Genomic DNA, 16,132 nt, shown 5'->3' with positions numbered 1-16,132 from the left:
GCGGTCACGCCAATTCACTGGCCAGACGGGCCAGTAGTAGTTCGCCATCTTCCTGCTCGAGCAGATCCTGGGGTGCCGTGATGCTGACGACACGCAAGGAAATGTCGCTGACCTCCGGTGCTGAAAACAACTCGGCGACCCGGCTCAAGCGTTGTTTGACGGTTTCCAGGCCCGTGTCATCGGTATGCGGAAGCATGATCCAGAAATACTCTTCGGTACTGCGAGAGCAGCGGTCCGTGTCCCGGACGGTTTCTTTCAACCGTTCGGCCACGCTATCGATGAAGGCATGACCGTGATGTTCACCCAGGCGGGACAACGTACTGGCCAGGTTGACGAAGCGCAGGCCGAGCACTGAGAAAGCCGGCACCGGGTAGCGGCGCACGACCTGGATCTGCCAGGTCAGCAGGTCATAGAAATCCTTGCCGCCTAACAGATTGAGTCGACCAAAGTGCCTGACCGATTGATCGCTGAATTCCTGACGGCAGCGGAATCGCCCGGCCTCGGCCAGGCGAAAATCCCTGACCTCGCGTACTCGCAACTTGTCAGGCGTGTGCGACAGCCCGCAATCCAGGCAGCGCGCCTGCACGTCGGCATCGACAAAAAACGCCTGACAGGAGCGACAACGATAGTTTTCCATTGGACGGTCGTAATCGCTGCCGATATGCCGCAACCGGTTCAAGCAGTTGGGGCACAGCAACACCCCGTCTTTGAGAAAGTTTTCCTGTGGCCCCACGTGCCCACAGGTAAAGCAGTGCAATGAAGGTTGCCGCGAAATGTCCAGGGCCTGGCATTCGGCACACACATCGATGTAGTTGAGCCGGCCCGAGCCACACTCCGAACACAGGCGCACGCGATCGACCAGGACCCCTTCTTCCAGCCAGTCTTGCTGCACCATCAAACTGAGCCAGACAAACGGGTTGATCTGCTCGCTGTCAGCCAGGGCGTCCAGCAAGGGGTAGCGATAGTGCTGAGGCACCTCGGGGTCTCGCAGGGCATAAATGTGCGCGTTGTCGCGCAGCCACAACCATGAAAGCACCCGACTTTCAAAACGCTCAGTGGCAGAACCCTGGACGAACAATTTGTAGCGTTCGCGCCATACGCCCCAGAGGGCTCTTATTTCGCTGGAATCGACAGGGCACGCGCCATCACCCAAGGCTTCACACCAGCCGTTCTGATCACGGCAACAGTAAATGAGGCTGTAGCGATAAGGGGGAATCGTACGCAACTTTCGCAGCACCCGCCCTGCGTAAGCGGCGGGCAGATCCAGCAGCACGACATCGAATGCGGGGGCAGCCAACAAGCTGGCTATATCGGCAAAGTGTTCAAGTTCTGGACTATTCAAGCTTGGCGCTCTAATACCCAGTATTGCAATCCGTGGAGTTGGAGACGGCATAACGCACGGCCTCTGCAGACAGACAAGTACGATTAAGTGGAGTTAGAAACACTAGCACCGCAGCAGAAAAACGTCAGCATTATTATGAAGTTATTTTTCAATTGCTCGACTGCCAACATTTTGTCATCGGCGTTCAGCCAAGCGGCCTATTCAACTGTGCCGCGACACGATTTTAACTGCGATAAAACCAAATTAATATTTTCTTGTTATTCATATACTTACACCAACTAATTAACTCCTGCTTTACAACCATTTTCACTGCTAGTTAATTGCCATTAATTGATAGCGTTGCGCCACTTCATGGATTAGTAGTCAATTCGCATTTACGATAAACCACCCGCAACACTTGCCTATCATCGTCGTTACCGCATATGCATTAATAAGTTCAAACTCTTTTTATAGCAAAATCGCACACCGTTAATGTCGGCGCTATCAGCCAGTCGTTACATATATGAAACACTGAGTGTTTCAACAATGAACACACGCTAAAAATTGACAACTTTTTTTAGTCCGCACAAACATCCCGAAGGCAACTGCGCAACCAGCGATGCACAGGATCGGCATCCAGCCGCGGATGCCAGAGCATGGCGACGGTGAACGCCGGCAGAGACAACGGCAGGGCAAAACTGTACAGGCCGGCGCGCAGGCTGGCAGTGTGGCGTTCGGGAACGCTGGCGATCAGGTCAGTGGTCCGGGCGAGCGCCAGCGCGGTGGAGAAGCCTGCAACGATGGTTGCTATGTGCCGCTCCAGTTCCAGCAGCTCAAGAGCCTCATCAATGGGGCCTTTGTCGAGCCCTCGCCGGGAAATACTGATGTGGCTGCCCGCCGCATAACGTGCGGGGGTTATCTGGCCGTCGCTCAGCGGATGCCCACTTCGCACGACGCCGATAAAACGATCCCGAAACAAGCCTTGGGTACGCAACTGCGGGCCAGTGGCCTTGCCCACCACCCCTGTTTCCAGATCGACCGTCCCGTCCCGCAGTGCCGCGCTGTCCTTGTCGGGTTTGTGCATGAAACGCAGCCGCACGCCTGGGGCTTGCTCGGCGATGCGGGCAATCAGGTCCGCGCCAAAATTCTCGACAAAGCCTTCACTGGTGCGCAGCGTGAAGGTGCGGCTCAGCTGTTTTAGGTCGGGTTGCTCGGCAGGCCGAAGGACCGCTTCTGCGTCCTGCACCAGCTGACTGACTCGCTCGCGCAGTTCGAGCGCTCGCGGGGTGGGCACCAGACCCCGTCCGGCCCTGACCAACAGCGGATCGCCGGTGGTTTCACGCAATCGCGCCAGTGCCCGGCTCATGGCCGACGGGCTCAGCCGCAAGCGTTTGGCGGCGCGCGCCACGCTGCCTTCGGCAAGCAGCACATCAAGGGTGATCAGCAAGTTGAAATCGGGAGTGGACATGCGGCGCCCCGTGGCAGAGTGACATGGCGTTGGACGCATGTATGAAGTGCAAACGGTGCGCCTTCCGCCATGTTAGGCCGGAGCGTAGCTTTCTGATAGCTCCGCTTCGGGAGTGGCCAGAAAAGAGGAACCGCATGAAATCAATCAGCGCAGTTGCAGAGCGTGCGCAACAAACACTGTCGGTTCGGTGGGCGTTGGCCAGTCTTTCACTGTCGATGCTGCTGTCCTCGCTCGGCACCAGCATCGCCAATGTGGGTTTGCCGACCTTGGCCCAGGTGTTCAACGCCTCCTTCCAGCACGTGCAGTGGATTGTCCTCGCCTACCTTCTGGCGATTACCACCCTGATCGTCAGCGTCGGGCGGATCGGTGACATTACAGGCCGTCGGCGGCTGCTCTTAGTGGGCATCGGCGTGTTCACCCTCGCGTCGGCCCTGTGCGGTTTGGCACCCACGCTGTGGTTGCTGATTGGCGCCCGGGCGCTGCAGGGGATTGGTGCAGCAATCATGATGGCGCTCACCATGGCCTTTGTCGGCGAGACGGTGACGAAGGCAAAGACCGGTAGCGCCATGGGCTTGCTCGGGACGATGTCGGCGATTGGCACCGCGATGGGACCGTCGCTCGGTGGCCTGCTGATCGACGGGTTCGGCTGGCAGGCGATCTTCCTCATCACCGTACCGCTGGGCTTGCTGACGCTGGTGCTCGCCCATCGCTACTTGCCCGCCGATCGCCAGCAGCCCAAGACCGATCGCGCCGGTTTCGATCCGCTGGGCACATTGCTGCTGGCATTGACCCTCGCCGCCTATGCACTGGCCATGACCCTTGGGCGAGGCAGTTTCGGCCCGCTCAACATCGCCTTGCTGTTGGCGGCGGGCGGCGGCGCCTGCCTCTTTGTGTTCACCGAGGCTCGCGTCACTTCACCGTTGATTCGCTTGGCGATGTTCCGTGATGCGGTACTCAGTGGCAGCCTCGCCATGAGCCTGCTCGTCGCGACCGTGATGATGGCAACGCTTGTGGTCGGCCCCTTCTATCTCGCGCATGGGCTGGGGCTCGATGCCGTTCTGGTTGGCCTGGTCTTGTCGGTCGGACCGTTTGTCGCGGCACTGACGGGTGTGCCCGCAGGCCGTATTGCCGACCGCTTTGGCGCCTACCGCATGACCCTCGCCGGGCTCTTCGCCATGGCGATCGGGTGCCTCATGTTGTCTGTACTGCCGGAGTCGTTCGGCATCGGCGGCTACCTCTTGCCGATGGTCGTGATCACGATTGGCTATGCCCTGTTCCAGACCGCCAACAACACGGTGGTCATGGCGGATGTTCAGCCGGACCAGCGCGGCGTCATCTCCGGCATGCTCAACCTGTCGCGCAATCTGGGGCTCATCACGGGAGCGTCCGTCCTGGGTGCGGTGTTTGCGCTCGCATCGGCTGCTGCCGACATGGCAACGGCGCGACCCGAAGCAGTGGCCAGCGGTCTGCGGATCACCTTTGTCGTGGCGCTGGTGTTGATCGTTGTCGCACTGGCCACCGCGCTGGGAAGCCGCGCGTTGGCTGTGCGCCGTGACCGCCGGTAAGCCGACGGCTCGTTTACTTTTCCAGCACGACCAGAGGCGTGTCTTTCTTCACGATGTACGTCGCCAGCTCAGACGCTTTGCCCGCGCCGACATTCTTCGCGACATGCGCCGTGCCTGCGGGGATGTACAAGGAGTCGCCAGCCTTGAGCGTTATTGGAGGCTGACCTTCGAGTTGATATTCAAACGTGCCTTCAATGACGTGGGCCACTTCCACCCCGGGATGCGAATGCTTGGGAGACACCACGCCCGGATCAAAATCAACGAGGACCTGGATCACTTCACGACCGGCGACGTCGAGGTCCTGGCGCAGCAGATCGGTGCGGTGAAGACCCGCCTGCCAGCTTTTTGCCGGCGGCGCCTCTTGGGCTTGAGCGAGGCCCGCGAAGGCGGTGAGTGCTGTGGCAACGGCGATGCCAAACATGCTGGCGCCCATACGGTGGTTGAAACGGAACATGGCATTTCTCCAATCTGTGCGCGGGAATGTCGCGCGGAGCCTGCCGCGGATGCGGTGGCTCTATTGGGAGGTTGCCGTGTATCGCGCAAGTGTCGCCAATGCCCTGGTTTTGTATGCGAAGGTAGCTGCGGGTGCGCGGGATACGTTCCGATACAAACCGTTCCGGCGGACATTAAAAAGCCCGCACAAGGCGGGCTTCGTAAATCGAGTAGGTGGCCGGTGCTGGTCTCCGGCTTACAAGGTTTATCAGGCTTCCCACAGAACAGTTTTGTGCTGTCCTGCTTCACACGGCATAAGGGCTGGATCTCAGCGCGGAGATCTTTCTAACCGTGTACCCTTCGGAACGCGCCCCACGTTTCCTCGCCATCCGCTTGCGCATCAGTCTGCGTCTTCACCTACAACTTCAAGGTTAGTACAAACTCCAAAGCGCAAGGCGGGCTTTTTAGAACGATTTTGCACAGCGGCAAGCGCAGCAGGATGGAAAAACACTAATGCCCGTACTCCCTCACGGGTTCGGACCGGGCGAATGGCCTGCGCACGGGAAGTCAGCAGGCCAGGCGCGTCGTCGTTTACAGGTCGGTGATTTCCTTATGGCGTGGCACCAGCGCCTTCATCACGCTCCATGCCACCAGATAGGCCAGCGCACAGATGGCAAACATGATCATGTAGCCGGTGTGGATATCGCCGATCAGTTTGTAATGGTCGATCACCCAACCGCCGGTCTTGGTCATCACGACGCCGCCCAAGCCGCCGGCCAAACCGCCAATGCCGACCACCGATGCGATGGATTTTTGCGGGAACATGTCAGACACCGTGGTGAAGATGTTGCACGACCACGCCTGGTGCGCCGACGCGCCCACGCCGATCAACAGCACCGGCACCCAGTAACTGATGTAACCGAATGGCTGCGCCAGCAGTACCAGCAGCGGGAAGAAAGCGATCACCAGCATGGCTTTCATGCGACCGTCATACGGCGCATCGCCGCGTGACATGAAATAGCTCGGGAACCAGCCGCCGCCGATGCTGCCGATCATGGTCATGCTGTACAGCACGGCCAGCGGCAATACGATGGCCTGGCCCTTCATGCCGTATTGCGCCGACAGGTAGGTCGGAAGCCAGAACAGGAAGAACCACCACACGCCGTCGGTCATGAATTTGCCGAAGGCAAAGGCCCAGGTCTGACGGTAGGTCAGCAACTTGAACCACGATACTTTTTTGGCAGCGGCACCCGAGTCGGTGCCGGTGAGCGCTTGCGCGCCCTGGTCGCTGCGGATGTAGGCCAGTTCCTGCACCGACAGGCGTTTTTGCTGCTCCGGTTTTTCGTACAGCGCAATCCATACCACCACCCAGACGAAGCCCAACGCACCGATCACGATGAACGCCGCTTCCCAGCCCCAAAGGCCGGCGATCAGCGGCACGCTGATCGGCGCCAGGATCGCGCCCACATTGGCGCCGGAGTTGAAGATGCCGGTAGCGAAGGAACGTTCCTTCTTCGGGAAATATTCGGCGGTGGCCTTGATCGCAATCGGGAAGTTCCCTGCTTCGCCAATCGCCAGTACGGCGCGCGACAGCATGAAACCTGCAATCGAAACCGGAATGACGGCAAGGCCCAAGGCGCTGCTGATGCCGGCAATACCCTCGCCCATCGGCTCTGCAAAGGCGTGCATGATCGCACCGGTCGACCAGATGCAGATCGCAATAACATAGGCCTTTTTGGTGCCGATCTTGTCAACGAAGCGGCCGGCGAACAGCATGGAAATCGCGTACACGAACTGAAAGACAGAGGCGATGTTCGCGTAATCGGTGTTACTCCAGCCAAATTGCGTCGACAGATCCGGCGCCAACAGACTCAGTACCTGGCGGTCCAGGTAATTGACGGTGGTGGCAAAAAACAACAGCGCGCAAATCGTCCAGCGGTACTTGCCGACGGCTTGGCCGACGCGTTGCACATTGATGGGCTCGTTCAGATTCATGGCATCACTTTATTGTTGGATTAGGGTGATGATCTCTCGGTTTCAAGCGAGATCTAGGGTGTCGTGAAGCATCGTCAAAACGCGATGGAGCCACGCCACGGTATTGCGGGATCGAAAATGGGACTCCAAGCTCAGCGGCTAGAGTCGGACATTTGGCAAGAGCTATCGAGCGTTGGGCGGGACAGTCGTATGCGACGGACCTGACCGTGGGGATAGGCAAGCAGTCGAGGTCGAACCATAGGAAGCGGCATTCAGGGGGATGCGCAGACGGGTTGAATTCATGATGGGGCCGACACTCGTTTTTATTTTTAGTGTTTAACAGTCGATAATCGTCTGTCGTCGTACAACTGCGCCTTTTATATCGAGTTCAATGCCGGGCTGTCAATCTGAAAAAACAGCCGTTCGTCTCGACAAAGTCTGCCCATTAAAAGTGCAACTTGGTACAGATGCCGCTGGCTGTAGGGCCATCAGTTTTTTATTTTTCGGGTGTTGCTCGCTAGGTCTGAGCGTCTTGATATCAAAAAAAGTCGTACGACAACGCCATCCAGCATGATGACAGGCCAAATCCAGACCGTATTGCCTCGCCGACCATTGCTGCACCTGCTACAACAATGAACTGCAATTACCCTTACTAGTGCTTCACTGGCAACTCATTAGACTCCCAGCACGACCAACGCATCGGGAGTTCCAAATGGTAAGCACCGTTACACTTCAGGAAACTGGCGGGCCTCAGGTTTTGCAGCTCGAAAAAACCACGGAGCAAGCACCGGGAGCCGGAGAAGTCTGGCTGGCGCAAGCGGCCATCGGGGTGAACCCTTTGGACGTGAGCCAACGCTCCGGCGCTGCCCGTGTTCCCCTGCCCTCAGGACTTGGCCTTGAAGGCGCCGGACAGGTGACGGCGATAGGTCCAGGCGTCACCGAAGTTGCCGTTGGGGACCGGGTCGCGTACGCCACTGGCCCGATGGGTGCCTATGCAAGCGGTCGCCTCTATCCGGCGAATCGGCTCGTGAAGATTCCCGATGACCTCGGTTTCGACGAAGCAGCGGCCCTGCTCTTCAAGGGCATCACTGCCCACTATTTGCTCAAGACGACCTACCCCGTTGGCCCAGGCACCAGAATGCTGGCGTATGGCGCCGCGGGTGCGTTGGGGCAAATCATGGTGCCCTGGGCCAAACACCTTGGCGCCTTCGTGATAGGTGTGGTCTCGAAACAGGACAGCATCGAGCGGGCCAAGGCCGCCGGTTGTGATGAAGTACTGGTGTTCGACGCAGCGACATTGGCCGCCCAGGTTGCCGAGGTCACCCACGGGCAAAAGGTTGACGTCGTATATGACCCTATCGGGCGGGTGTCTTTCGAAGCCTCCCTCGACAGCCTTCGACCGCGTGGCTTGATGGTGTCTTTCGGCATGGCCTCGGGCATCCCGCCGGCTGTCGAGGTCAGCACCCTCAACGCCAAAGGTTCTCTGTTCCTGACCCGACCGTCTCTCGCCGCGCATACGGCCACCGCGCAGGAGTATCAGGAGCGCGCACAGGAGGTGTTGCAAGCGGTCGCCGCCGGTATCATTCAACCTCGAATCTGGCGTCGCTACCCATTGGCTGACGTAGCACAAGCGCACGCTGATATGGAAAGTGGACTGTCGCAAGGTGCAATTGTCCTTACGCCCTGAGTAGAACCTGGGACGATGCCTGCGGCCCGTGCCCTTGTTTCCTTGAATTTGCGAGGTTTGCCGTTGCATGGATCTGTTCGATAGCCGACAGGCAGATGAACTCGCCACCCTCTTGGCGCTGTCCGAACACGGCTCTTTTGCGGCCGCCGGAAGGATGCTGCAACGGCATCCGTCGGTGCTGTCCAAACGGCTCAGTGCCTTGGAACTTCGTCTCGGAATACGTCTGGTGGAGCGGACGACAAGGCAACTGCGTTTTACCGACGAGGGACAGCGTCTGGTCTCACAGCTTGGTCATGCCGTCAGTTTAATTACCCAAGCGGAGCAAGAGGCGGCCCAAGGCGCGGCACAGGTCAGGGGACGATTGCGACTCGCCCTGCCAGCCGCGATGGGGCGATTATGGCTCAGCGCGATGGTGTCCGAGTTCGCCCTGGCTTACCCCGAGGTGACGCTAGAGGTTGAATACTCGGAGAGATTCGTCGACATCGTCGCGGAGGGTTTCGATGCCGCGATCCGAATCGGTGAGCTGTCAGACAATCGACTGGTGGCCAGGAAGTTGTGCGATCACCGCCGAATCCTCTGTGCGGCACCCGCCTACCTGCAACGCCAAGGCGAACCGACGACACCGGCAGACCTCGCCGAGCACAATTGCCTGGGCTTCACCGGGCTGCATTCGTACCCGGAATGGAAGCTGACACGCGATGGCGATCAGCAGAGCATCAGGGTGCGCAGCGCCATGGTCAGTAACGACAATGAGGCCCTGCTGTCCGCCGCCCGCATGGGGCTGGGCATTCTTGCCGGCGGTGAGTGGCTCATGACGAGGGACATCGATAGCGCTCACCTCGTCAGAGTGCTTCCCGACTGGCAGCTGGATGCAGACGCGGGTGTCTATCTGGTGCGCCCGTCGGCCAAGTACAACACGGCAACGACGACGGCGTTCAAGCACTGGATCGAGGCAGCGTTTGCACGAGGCGCGCCCTGGCAGTTGCCCCAACCGTAGCGCTTGAAACCGAAGCCTGTCGGCGAGGCCGCGTCAGGGTTTCGCACGCCTGCTCGTGTTGAACGCCACGGCGGCGAGAATCAGCGCCTTCAAGGCGTTCTCATCGAACGTGTCGCCCTCATGCAAATCGATGGCACGTCGGGTGTTGCCTTCCAGGCTGGCGTTGAACAGGCCGGAAGGGTCTTGCAGCGCGGCGCCCTGGGCAAACGTCAACTTCACGACCTGCTTGTAGGTCTCGCCGGTGCAGATGATTCCGTCGTGCGACCACACTGGGACCCGCCACTTCCATTCCTCGACCGCGTCAGGGTCGGCCTGGCGGATGAGCGTTCGGACCCGGGCGAGCGTCTCGCCCCGCCAATCGTCCAGTTCCTTGATTCTCGCGTCGATCATCTGAGAGGCCGAAGCTCCCCTCTCTTCTTCATTTGCACCGCCCTGCTCTTTCTTCATGGTGGTTGTCGCCTTCTTCACGAGGGTGTCCAAAACCGCGTTTACAGTGTTTTTTGACTGTTGCCGAGGGTCTTGGCCTTTTCGATCCCCCAGTCAAAGGCAGCCTCCATGTCAAGCAGATGCAGTTTGGGATCGTGATCCTCAACAATGGCCGTGCCGTCCGGCCGGTAAACACCGATGAACATCCCCAGTGAACCGTCCTTCAATATCTCGGCTTTGACTTCGATCCTGCATCCGTTCGACAGCGTTTCCTTGTGGTGCATATGGCGTTCAGTCATGGCTGCATTTCTCCTGTTGAAATCCGAGTTGCGCATTTACCCATTGGCCATGTTAGCTCAGCGCGGCCCACTCAAAGGCCTGCCAGGACAGCGGCGTAATGCCACCTATACTAGAAGCCACCGCCCCCTCGGGGTCTGCACTCCCAACAATAAAAAGCAGAGGTGGAACATGGTCTGGCAGCAAATCTACGATCCGTTCGCAAACCCGATACTTTCAACCCTCATGGCAGCCGTGCCGGTCGTGGTGATGCTGGCAGCCCTGGCGTTTTTCCATGTGAAAGCGCATCTGGCCGCATTGATGGCCCTGGCGTCTGCGCTGGTGATCGCGATCTTCGCCTTCGACATGCCAGCGGACATGGCCGGCTCGGCCGCCCTGTACGGCGCCGCCAACGGCTTGCTGCCGATTGGCTGGATTGTGCTCAACATCATCTTCCTGCATCGGCTGACCACCGAGAACGGCTCGTTCAATGTGCTGCAGGATTCCCTGGCGCGCATCACCGACGATCGACGTTTGCAATTGCTGCTGATTGCCTTCTGCTTCGGTGCATTCTTCGAAGGGGCTGCGGGTTTTGGTACGCCGGTGGCGGTGACCGGGGCGATTCTGATCGGGTTAGGCTTCTCGCCACTGGCCGCCTCTGGCCTGGCGTTGATCGCTAACACCGCGCCCGTGGCGTTCGGTGCGCTGGGTACGCCGATCATCACTCTGGCCAAGGTGACCGGCCTGGATGAAATGGAACTGTCGATGATGGTCGGCCGGCAATTGCCGTTCTTCTCGGTGATCGTGCCGTTCTGGTTGATCTGGGCCTTCGCCGGCTGGCGCAAGATGCTGGAAATCTGGCCGGCGATTCTGGTGGCCGGGGTCAGTTTCGCCGTGCCGCAGTTCCTGGTGTCCAACTACCACGGGCCGATGCTGGTGGACGTGATCGCCGCACTGATTTCCATGGCCTGCCTGACCGGTTTCCTCAAGGTCTGGAAGCCGGCCACCGTGCACACCTCCGCCGCACTGTCCGGGCGCGTCGACAACTCAAAAATTGCCGAAGAGCATGACGAAAAACCCGTCGCCAGCGCGACCTTTGCCAACGATGCCAAGCCTGCGGTGATGCGCGCGTGGATGCCGTGGATCATCCTCACCGTGTTCGTGTTCGCCTGGGGCACCCAGGGTTTCAAAAACATGTTCGATACCCGTCCGGCGATTGATCCGGTCACCCACTCGGCCAAGCTCGACCCTCAAGGCAAACCGATGCGTGAAGCCAACCCGATCTTCGCTCCGGTCGTGACGTTCACCACGATTCACCAGCAGATCGAGAAGGTCCCGCCTGTAGTGCCCGCGCCTAAAACCGAGGAAGCGGTCTACAAGTTCACCTGGTTCACCAGCACCGGTAGCGGCATCCTGCTGTCGGCGATTCTCGGCGGGCTGCTGATGGGCTATTCCATCCCGCAACTGATTCACCAGTACCTGCGAACGATCTGGGTCGTGCGCTACTCGCTGATCACCATTGTCGCGATGCTCGCCCTGGGTTTCCTCACCCGCTATTCAGGACTGGACGCCACCATGGGCCTGGCCTTCGCCGCGACGGGCATCTTCTACCCCATGTTTGGCACTCTGCTCGGTTGGCTTGGCGTGGCGCTGACCGGCTCGGATACGGCGTCCAACGTGCTGTTCGGCGGCTTGCAACGGGTGACCGCCGAGCAATTGGGCATCAGCCCGGTGTTGATGGCTGCCGCCAACAGCTCCGGCGGGGTCATGGGCAAGATGGTCGACGCCCAGTCTATCGTGGTCGCCTCCACCGCCACCCGCTGGTACGGGCATGAAGGGGAAATCCTGCGTTATGTGTTTTTCCACTCGATCATCCTGGCGATTCTGGTCGGTGGTTTGGTGACGTTGCAGGCGTATGTGGCGCCCTTCAGTCATATGGTGGTGGGTGGGCATTGATGGATGCAGTTCGGCGTGTACACCCCGGTGATCGAATGATCATCGGGGTACGCGGTGTCGACCAACTTCTAGAACTTGAGTAAAAGTCCTCAAAGCCGAAACCGATCCACCGACTGCGAGAGCTTGCCCGCCAGGCTAGACAACTCATCGGTGGTAGAGGCGGTCCGGCCGATGACCTTGCTATTGCCTTCGGACATGCCGGCAATCATTTCGACCTGATGGGCGATTTCATTGCTGGCCAGGCTCTGCTCACCAATGGTGCGGGTGATGTCGTTGACCAGTTGCGTAGTGTTCAGCGTGGCGTCGAGGATTTCGCGGATGGCGCGCTCGACGTCGGCGGTCACCGCCATGCCTTTGTCGACCTGCGCCACGCCCGCCTCCATGCTGGTCACCGCCTCGCGGGTGCTTTGCTGGATGCGTGAGACCATCGTGGCAATTTCCTGGGTGGAGGCGCTGGTGCGTCCCGCCAGGCTGCGCACTTCGTCGGCCACCACGGCAAATCCACGACCCTGCTCACCGGCACGAGCGGCTTCGATCGCGGCATTGAGCGCCAGCAGGTTGGTTTGATCGGCGATGCCCTTGATCACCTGGATGATGCTGAAAATCCCTTCGGACTCCTTGTCCAGCGTGCGGATCACCTGGGCCGACTGCTGCGCCGAACGCGCTATACCGTCCATGTCGTTGACCACCTGATGGATCACACGACCGCCATCCTTGGCCAATGCCTCGGCCTGATTGGCCATGTTCAACGCACGTTCGGCATGCCGGGTGATTTCCTCGATGCTCGCAGTCATTTCGCTGGCAGCCGCTGCCATGGTGCTGGCGGCAACGCTTTGCTGCTGGCTGCTACCAGCCACTTCGTGACAGCCGCTGCTCAATTGTTCACTCATGCCGCTCACGCCGTGGGCGTTGCTGCGCACGGCTTCGATCATGCCGCGCAGGTCGCGCTGCATGGTCGCGAGGCTGCGGATCAGGGCGCTCGCTTCGTCGTTGTGAGTGGGCTCGACAATCGGTTCGCTCAGGTTGCCATGGGCGATGCTGTCGGCGATGCGGCTGGCGGTCTGCAACGGCCCCATGATGCTCAAAATCACCCAGCGCCCTTGGGCCAACAGCAATAGCAGGCTGGCGATCAGGACGCCGCCGAGGGTGAAGTTGGCGTTACTGATGACTGTCTGAGTGCCGACGCTGGTCTGGTGGGTGTTGGTTTCGATCAGCTCACTGAGCGCGGCCATCTGAACTTCCAGCTGGCTGAATACGCTACTGAAACTACCCAGTTGTTGCTGCGCGGCCTCCGGATTTTCCAGCGCCTGCGCGACGATGCGTTCGGCTGCGCTGATGTAGGTATCGAGGCTGGGCTTGATCTTGTTCAGGCCCGCTTTAAGAACGTCGTTGACCGGCAGCTTGAGGTTTTCACCGAGCATTTCACGAAAATGCGCCGCATGCTCCTCGGTGGAACTGCGCACCTCGGCTTTGCTGCTGGTGCTTTTACCCAGCCCGACCAGCATCGCCGACAGCACGTCGGCGCGTAACGCGTCGTGCATCATGTCGGCTTCGAGGTGATTGCGCAGCAAGGCCATACTGACCTCGTTGTCATTCACCGCCTCAGCCATCCGGGTATTTCCCAGGTAACTGACCAGGCTCATGAGCAACGCAGTAATCAGCCCGGTGCCAATCAGCAGAATCAAACGTAATTTTATGGACACTCTGGGGTTCCTCTCGCGGATTGGGTCGCTCAAGAGGTTATCGACCGGCAAGAGTGGTTAATGAAGCGAATGTCCATACGCGCATGTCTTTACGACATGCGGTATGTTTTTTCGGTTTTGAGGGCGCCTGAATCAGGCCGCGGAGAAGAAGTAGCGCGTCAGGTGAAAGAAGATCGGCGCCGCGAAGCAAATCGAGTCCATGCGATCGAGCATGCCGCCGTGACCTTTGATCATGGTGCCCCAGTCCTTGGCGCTCAGACTGCGTTTGATCGCCGACATGACCAGACCACCGAGGAAGCCCATCACCACGATGACGAACGACATCAGCAGTGACTGCCAGAAGCTGAAGGGAGTCATCCAGAACATGCAGCCGCCAATCAGCGTTGCAGACAGCCCGCCACCGACCAGACCTTCGACTGTTTTTGACGGACTCACCAGCGGCGCAACTTTGTGCTTGCCCAAGAGCTTGCCGAACACGTACTGCAACACGTCACTCAACTGAACGACGAACACCAGATAGAACAGCAGCAGCGCGTTTTGGCCGGCGAACCCTTCCAGGTCCAGCAGCAAAAGTGCGGGCGCATGGCTGATGCAATAAATGCAGATCATCACGCCCCACTGGATCTTCGCCGTCCTTTCCAGGAAGCCGTCAGTGTCCTGGCTCAGCACCGCAATCGCCGGTAGCAGGAGGAATGAATACACCGGAATCAGCAGCGTAAACATCGAATACCAGTGCGTGCCGATGAGGATGTATTGCAGCGGGATCAGGATGAAAAACGCCGAAAACAGAGCGTTATGATCACCTCGCCTGGTCGGTGTCAGGGTGATGAATTCCCTGAGCGCGAACAGTGAGATGAAACCGAACAGAACGACTGTTGCATTACCGCCCAGCAGGTAGGACACGAAGAAGATGATGACCATCCCCCACCAGGCATTCACGCGCTGATTGAGGTTTTCGACGGTCGAGACCGCACCTTCCGTTTTGGCCCGCAGGGCCAACAATCGACCGGCCAGCGAAGCAATTGCCAGCAAGCAGGCCAATCCGAAAAAGAACCACAAAAACTTTGCATCAAGAGTCATTTCGATAGCTCCACGATGGCGTTACGCGCGCGTTCCAGAAACACCTGTTTATCCTCACCAGCAATCCTTTGCATCGGATTGCCGATACGGATCGTGCAGATAATCGGCAGAGGGACGTGTTTGCCTTTGGGCATGGAGCGATGAAGGTTTTCCAGGTAGATCGGCACCAGGTCGACATAGGGAAAGGTCTCGGCCAGCCGGTACAGACCTGATTTGAATTCCCCGGGCAGTGCCTCGGATGAGCGCGTGCCTTCGGGAAAGAAGATGATCGAATGCCCCGCCTGCACCACATCGAAAATGGGCTCCAGTGCGTTTTTACCGGGCGCCGGTTTACGGTCAATCAGCACCGCATTCAGGCCTTTCTGCGAGATGTACGACAGAAACCGGTTCTTTCCCCAGTAATCGGCAGCGGCGATCGGCTTCACATTCAACCGGGCCTCGGGCGGCAGGGCCGCAATGATGGCCAAGGTGTCCATGTGACTGGTGTGGTTGGCGAAATAGATTCGCTGACGGGTGAGATCCGGCGGGCTCTCCCATCTGGCCGTGACGCCAATCAACAGTCGAAGAACAGAAATCAGCGCATTACTGATCCACATGGTCGGCCCCTTTCAGCTGCCTGGCGATTGCCAGCGTTCGCGTGACGCAGGTGGCGACGGAGCCGATGGCGATGCCAGCCAGTGCGATCAACAGTACGTAGTGAGTGCCATAAACGCTGGCTTCGACGGCATTCAGCAGCAGTCCTGCGGTCATCACGGCCATTCGATGCTGCTTGGCCATAGGGCCGATGAAGGTCTGCTTGAGGCCGATCGAGCCGCCGAACACCCTGACATATGCGGTCAGTGCTGCCGCCAGGGCAGCAAACCATCCGAGGTCGGATTGGCCAATGGCATACCCGAGCCCGACGATCAGCAAGCTGTCGGCGATCCGGTCCGGGAATTCGTTGTAGAGGCTGCCGATATCCGACTTCTTGCCGCCCTCTATCGCCACCATCCCATCGAAGAGGTTGCACAGCAGGCGCAACTGAATGCCGATCGCGCAGCAAATCGATCCAACGACACCGCTGTCAATATTGAGCGCCACGACGCCGACAAGCGCGAAGGCGATGCTGGCGACGGATATCTGATTGGGGGAAATGTCTCTTTTCACCAGCATGTTGGTGAGGTGTCTTGCCCAGCCCGCAGAGCGCGTCTTGATGGGCCTTCTGTTGTCATCCACTGGCCAATATCCCTATAAGTGATGTGTTACTG

Annotated in this window: 14 protein-coding genes and 1 pseudogene; 4 read left to right on the top strand and 11 right to left on the bottom strand. The window is 59.1% G+C overall.

The features are described from left to right. Nucleotides 1-4 precede the first annotated feature (4 nt). Both AC3WP4_RS24355 and AC3WP4_RS24350 read right to left on the bottom strand, forming a co-directional pair. The gene (locus AC3WP4_RS24355) at nucleotides 5-1,342 is read right to left on the bottom strand and encodes a TackOD1 domain-containing metal-binding protein (protein ID WP_459564930.1); all 1,338 of its coding nucleotides are present in this window, start codon (nucleotides 1,340-1,342) and stop codon (nucleotides 5-7) included. Nucleotides 1,343-1,898: 556 nt separating this feature from the next. Further along, nucleotides 1,899-2,789 (bottom strand): LysR family transcriptional regulator, encoded by an 891-nt coding sequence (locus tag AC3WP4_RS24350; RefSeq protein ID WP_102616190.1) that lies wholly within the window; start codon nucleotides 2,787-2,789, stop codon nucleotides 1,899-1,901. Between the two features lie 134 nt (nucleotides 2,790-2,923). Here AC3WP4_RS24350 and AC3WP4_RS24345 point away from each other — a divergent pair, with 134 nt between their 5' ends. Then, on the top strand, nucleotides 2,924-4,354 hold the full coding sequence (locus tag AC3WP4_RS24345; RefSeq protein WP_102616189.1) for an MFS transporter: 1,431 nt from the start codon (nucleotides 2,924-2,926) through the stop codon (nucleotides 4,352-4,354). A 13-nt stretch (nucleotides 4,355-4,367) separates the two neighbouring features. Here the strand turns inward: AC3WP4_RS24345 and AC3WP4_RS24340 are convergent, their stop codons facing one another. Beyond that, nucleotides 4,368-4,808, bottom strand: coding sequence for a cupin domain-containing protein (locus AC3WP4_RS24340; protein ID WP_074875813.1), 441 nt, complete (start codon nucleotides 4,806-4,808; stop codon nucleotides 4,368-4,370). Between the two features lie 569 nt (nucleotides 4,809-5,377). Further along, nucleotides 5,378-6,781 carry an MFS transporter gene (locus tag AC3WP4_RS24335; protein WP_074875811.1) on the bottom strand — a complete coding sequence of 468 codons (1,404 nt, stop codon included), beginning with the start codon at nucleotides 6,779-6,781 and terminating at the stop codon, nucleotides 5,378-5,380. Between the two features lie 691 nt (nucleotides 6,782-7,472). Here AC3WP4_RS24335 and AC3WP4_RS24330 point away from each other — a divergent pair. Next, nucleotides 7,473-8,447 (top strand): quinone oxidoreductase family protein, encoded by a 975-nt coding sequence (locus AC3WP4_RS24330; protein ID WP_074875809.1) that lies wholly within the window; start codon nucleotides 7,473-7,475, stop codon nucleotides 8,445-8,447. A 67-nt stretch (nucleotides 8,448-8,514) separates the two neighbouring features. After that, on the top strand, nucleotides 8,515-9,444 hold the full coding sequence (locus AC3WP4_RS24325; RefSeq protein ID WP_074875807.1) for a LysR family transcriptional regulator: 930 nt from the start codon (nucleotides 8,515-8,517) through the stop codon (nucleotides 9,442-9,444). 33 nt (nucleotides 9,445-9,477) lie between these two features. Here AC3WP4_RS24325 and AC3WP4_RS24320 read toward each other — a convergent pair whose 3' ends face one another. Both AC3WP4_RS24320 and AC3WP4_RS24315 read right to left on the bottom strand, forming a co-directional pair. Next, on the bottom strand, nucleotides 9,478-9,891 hold the full coding sequence (locus tag AC3WP4_RS24320; RefSeq protein ID WP_207250570.1) for a DUF1801 domain-containing protein: 414 nt from the start codon (nucleotides 9,889-9,891) through the stop codon (nucleotides 9,478-9,480). Between the two features lie 41 nt (nucleotides 9,892-9,932). Then, nucleotides 9,933-10,169, bottom strand: a complete 237-nt coding sequence (locus tag AC3WP4_RS24315) for a hypothetical protein (protein ID WP_102616187.1) — start codon at nucleotides 10,167-10,169, stop codon at nucleotides 9,933-9,935. 169 nt (nucleotides 10,170-10,338) lie between these two features. On the opposite strand from AC3WP4_RS24315, the gene AC3WP4_RS24310 reads away from it, so the two are divergent. Beyond that, nucleotides 10,339-12,102: an L-lactate permease gene (locus tag AC3WP4_RS24310; RefSeq protein ID WP_102616186.1), complete on the top strand. Its 1,764-nt coding sequence runs from the start codon at nucleotides 10,339-10,341 to the stop codon at nucleotides 12,100-12,102. A gap of 89 nt (nucleotides 12,103-12,191) precedes the next feature. Here AC3WP4_RS24310 and AC3WP4_RS24305 read toward each other — a convergent pair whose 3' ends face one another. From AC3WP4_RS24305 to AC3WP4_RS24285, 5 genes and pseudogenes are all read right to left on the bottom strand, one after another. Continuing rightward, nucleotides 12,192-12,917 carry a methyl-accepting chemotaxis protein gene (locus tag AC3WP4_RS24305; protein ID WP_371917987.1) on the bottom strand — a complete coding sequence of 242 codons (726 nt, stop codon included), beginning with the start codon at nucleotides 12,915-12,917 and terminating at the stop codon, nucleotides 12,192-12,194. A 132-nt stretch (nucleotides 12,918-13,049) separates the two neighbouring features. Beyond that, nucleotides 13,050-13,805: pseudogene (locus tag AC3WP4_RS24300) on the bottom strand (MCP four helix bundle domain-containing protein); the annotation flags it as partial. A gap of 132 nt (nucleotides 13,806-13,937) precedes the next feature. Next, nucleotides 13,938-14,885 (bottom strand): phosphatidate cytidylyltransferase, encoded by a 948-nt coding sequence (locus AC3WP4_RS24295; protein ID WP_102616185.1) that lies wholly within the window; start codon nucleotides 14,883-14,885, stop codon nucleotides 13,938-13,940. Then, complete coding sequence (locus AC3WP4_RS24290) at nucleotides 14,882-15,481, bottom strand: lysophospholipid acyltransferase family protein (protein WP_102616184.1); 600 nt, start codon at nucleotides 15,479-15,481, stop codon at nucleotides 14,882-14,884. Before AC3WP4_RS24290 ends, AC3WP4_RS24295 begins: the two co-directional genes overlap by 4 nt. Beyond that, nucleotides 15,468-16,100: a CDP-alcohol phosphatidyltransferase family protein gene (locus AC3WP4_RS24285; RefSeq protein ID WP_102616183.1), complete on the bottom strand. Its 633-nt coding sequence runs from the start codon at nucleotides 16,098-16,100 to the stop codon at nucleotides 15,468-15,470. The genes AC3WP4_RS24290 and AC3WP4_RS24285 overlap by 14 nt, the downstream gene beginning before the upstream one ends. Nucleotides 16,101-16,132: the final 32 nt, after the last annotated feature.

Source organism: Pseudomonas sp. FW305-20, from assembly GCF_058788075.1.
Note: the sequence above shows the minus strand (reverse complement) of the source record. Positions and strands in the feature narration are given on the sequence as shown.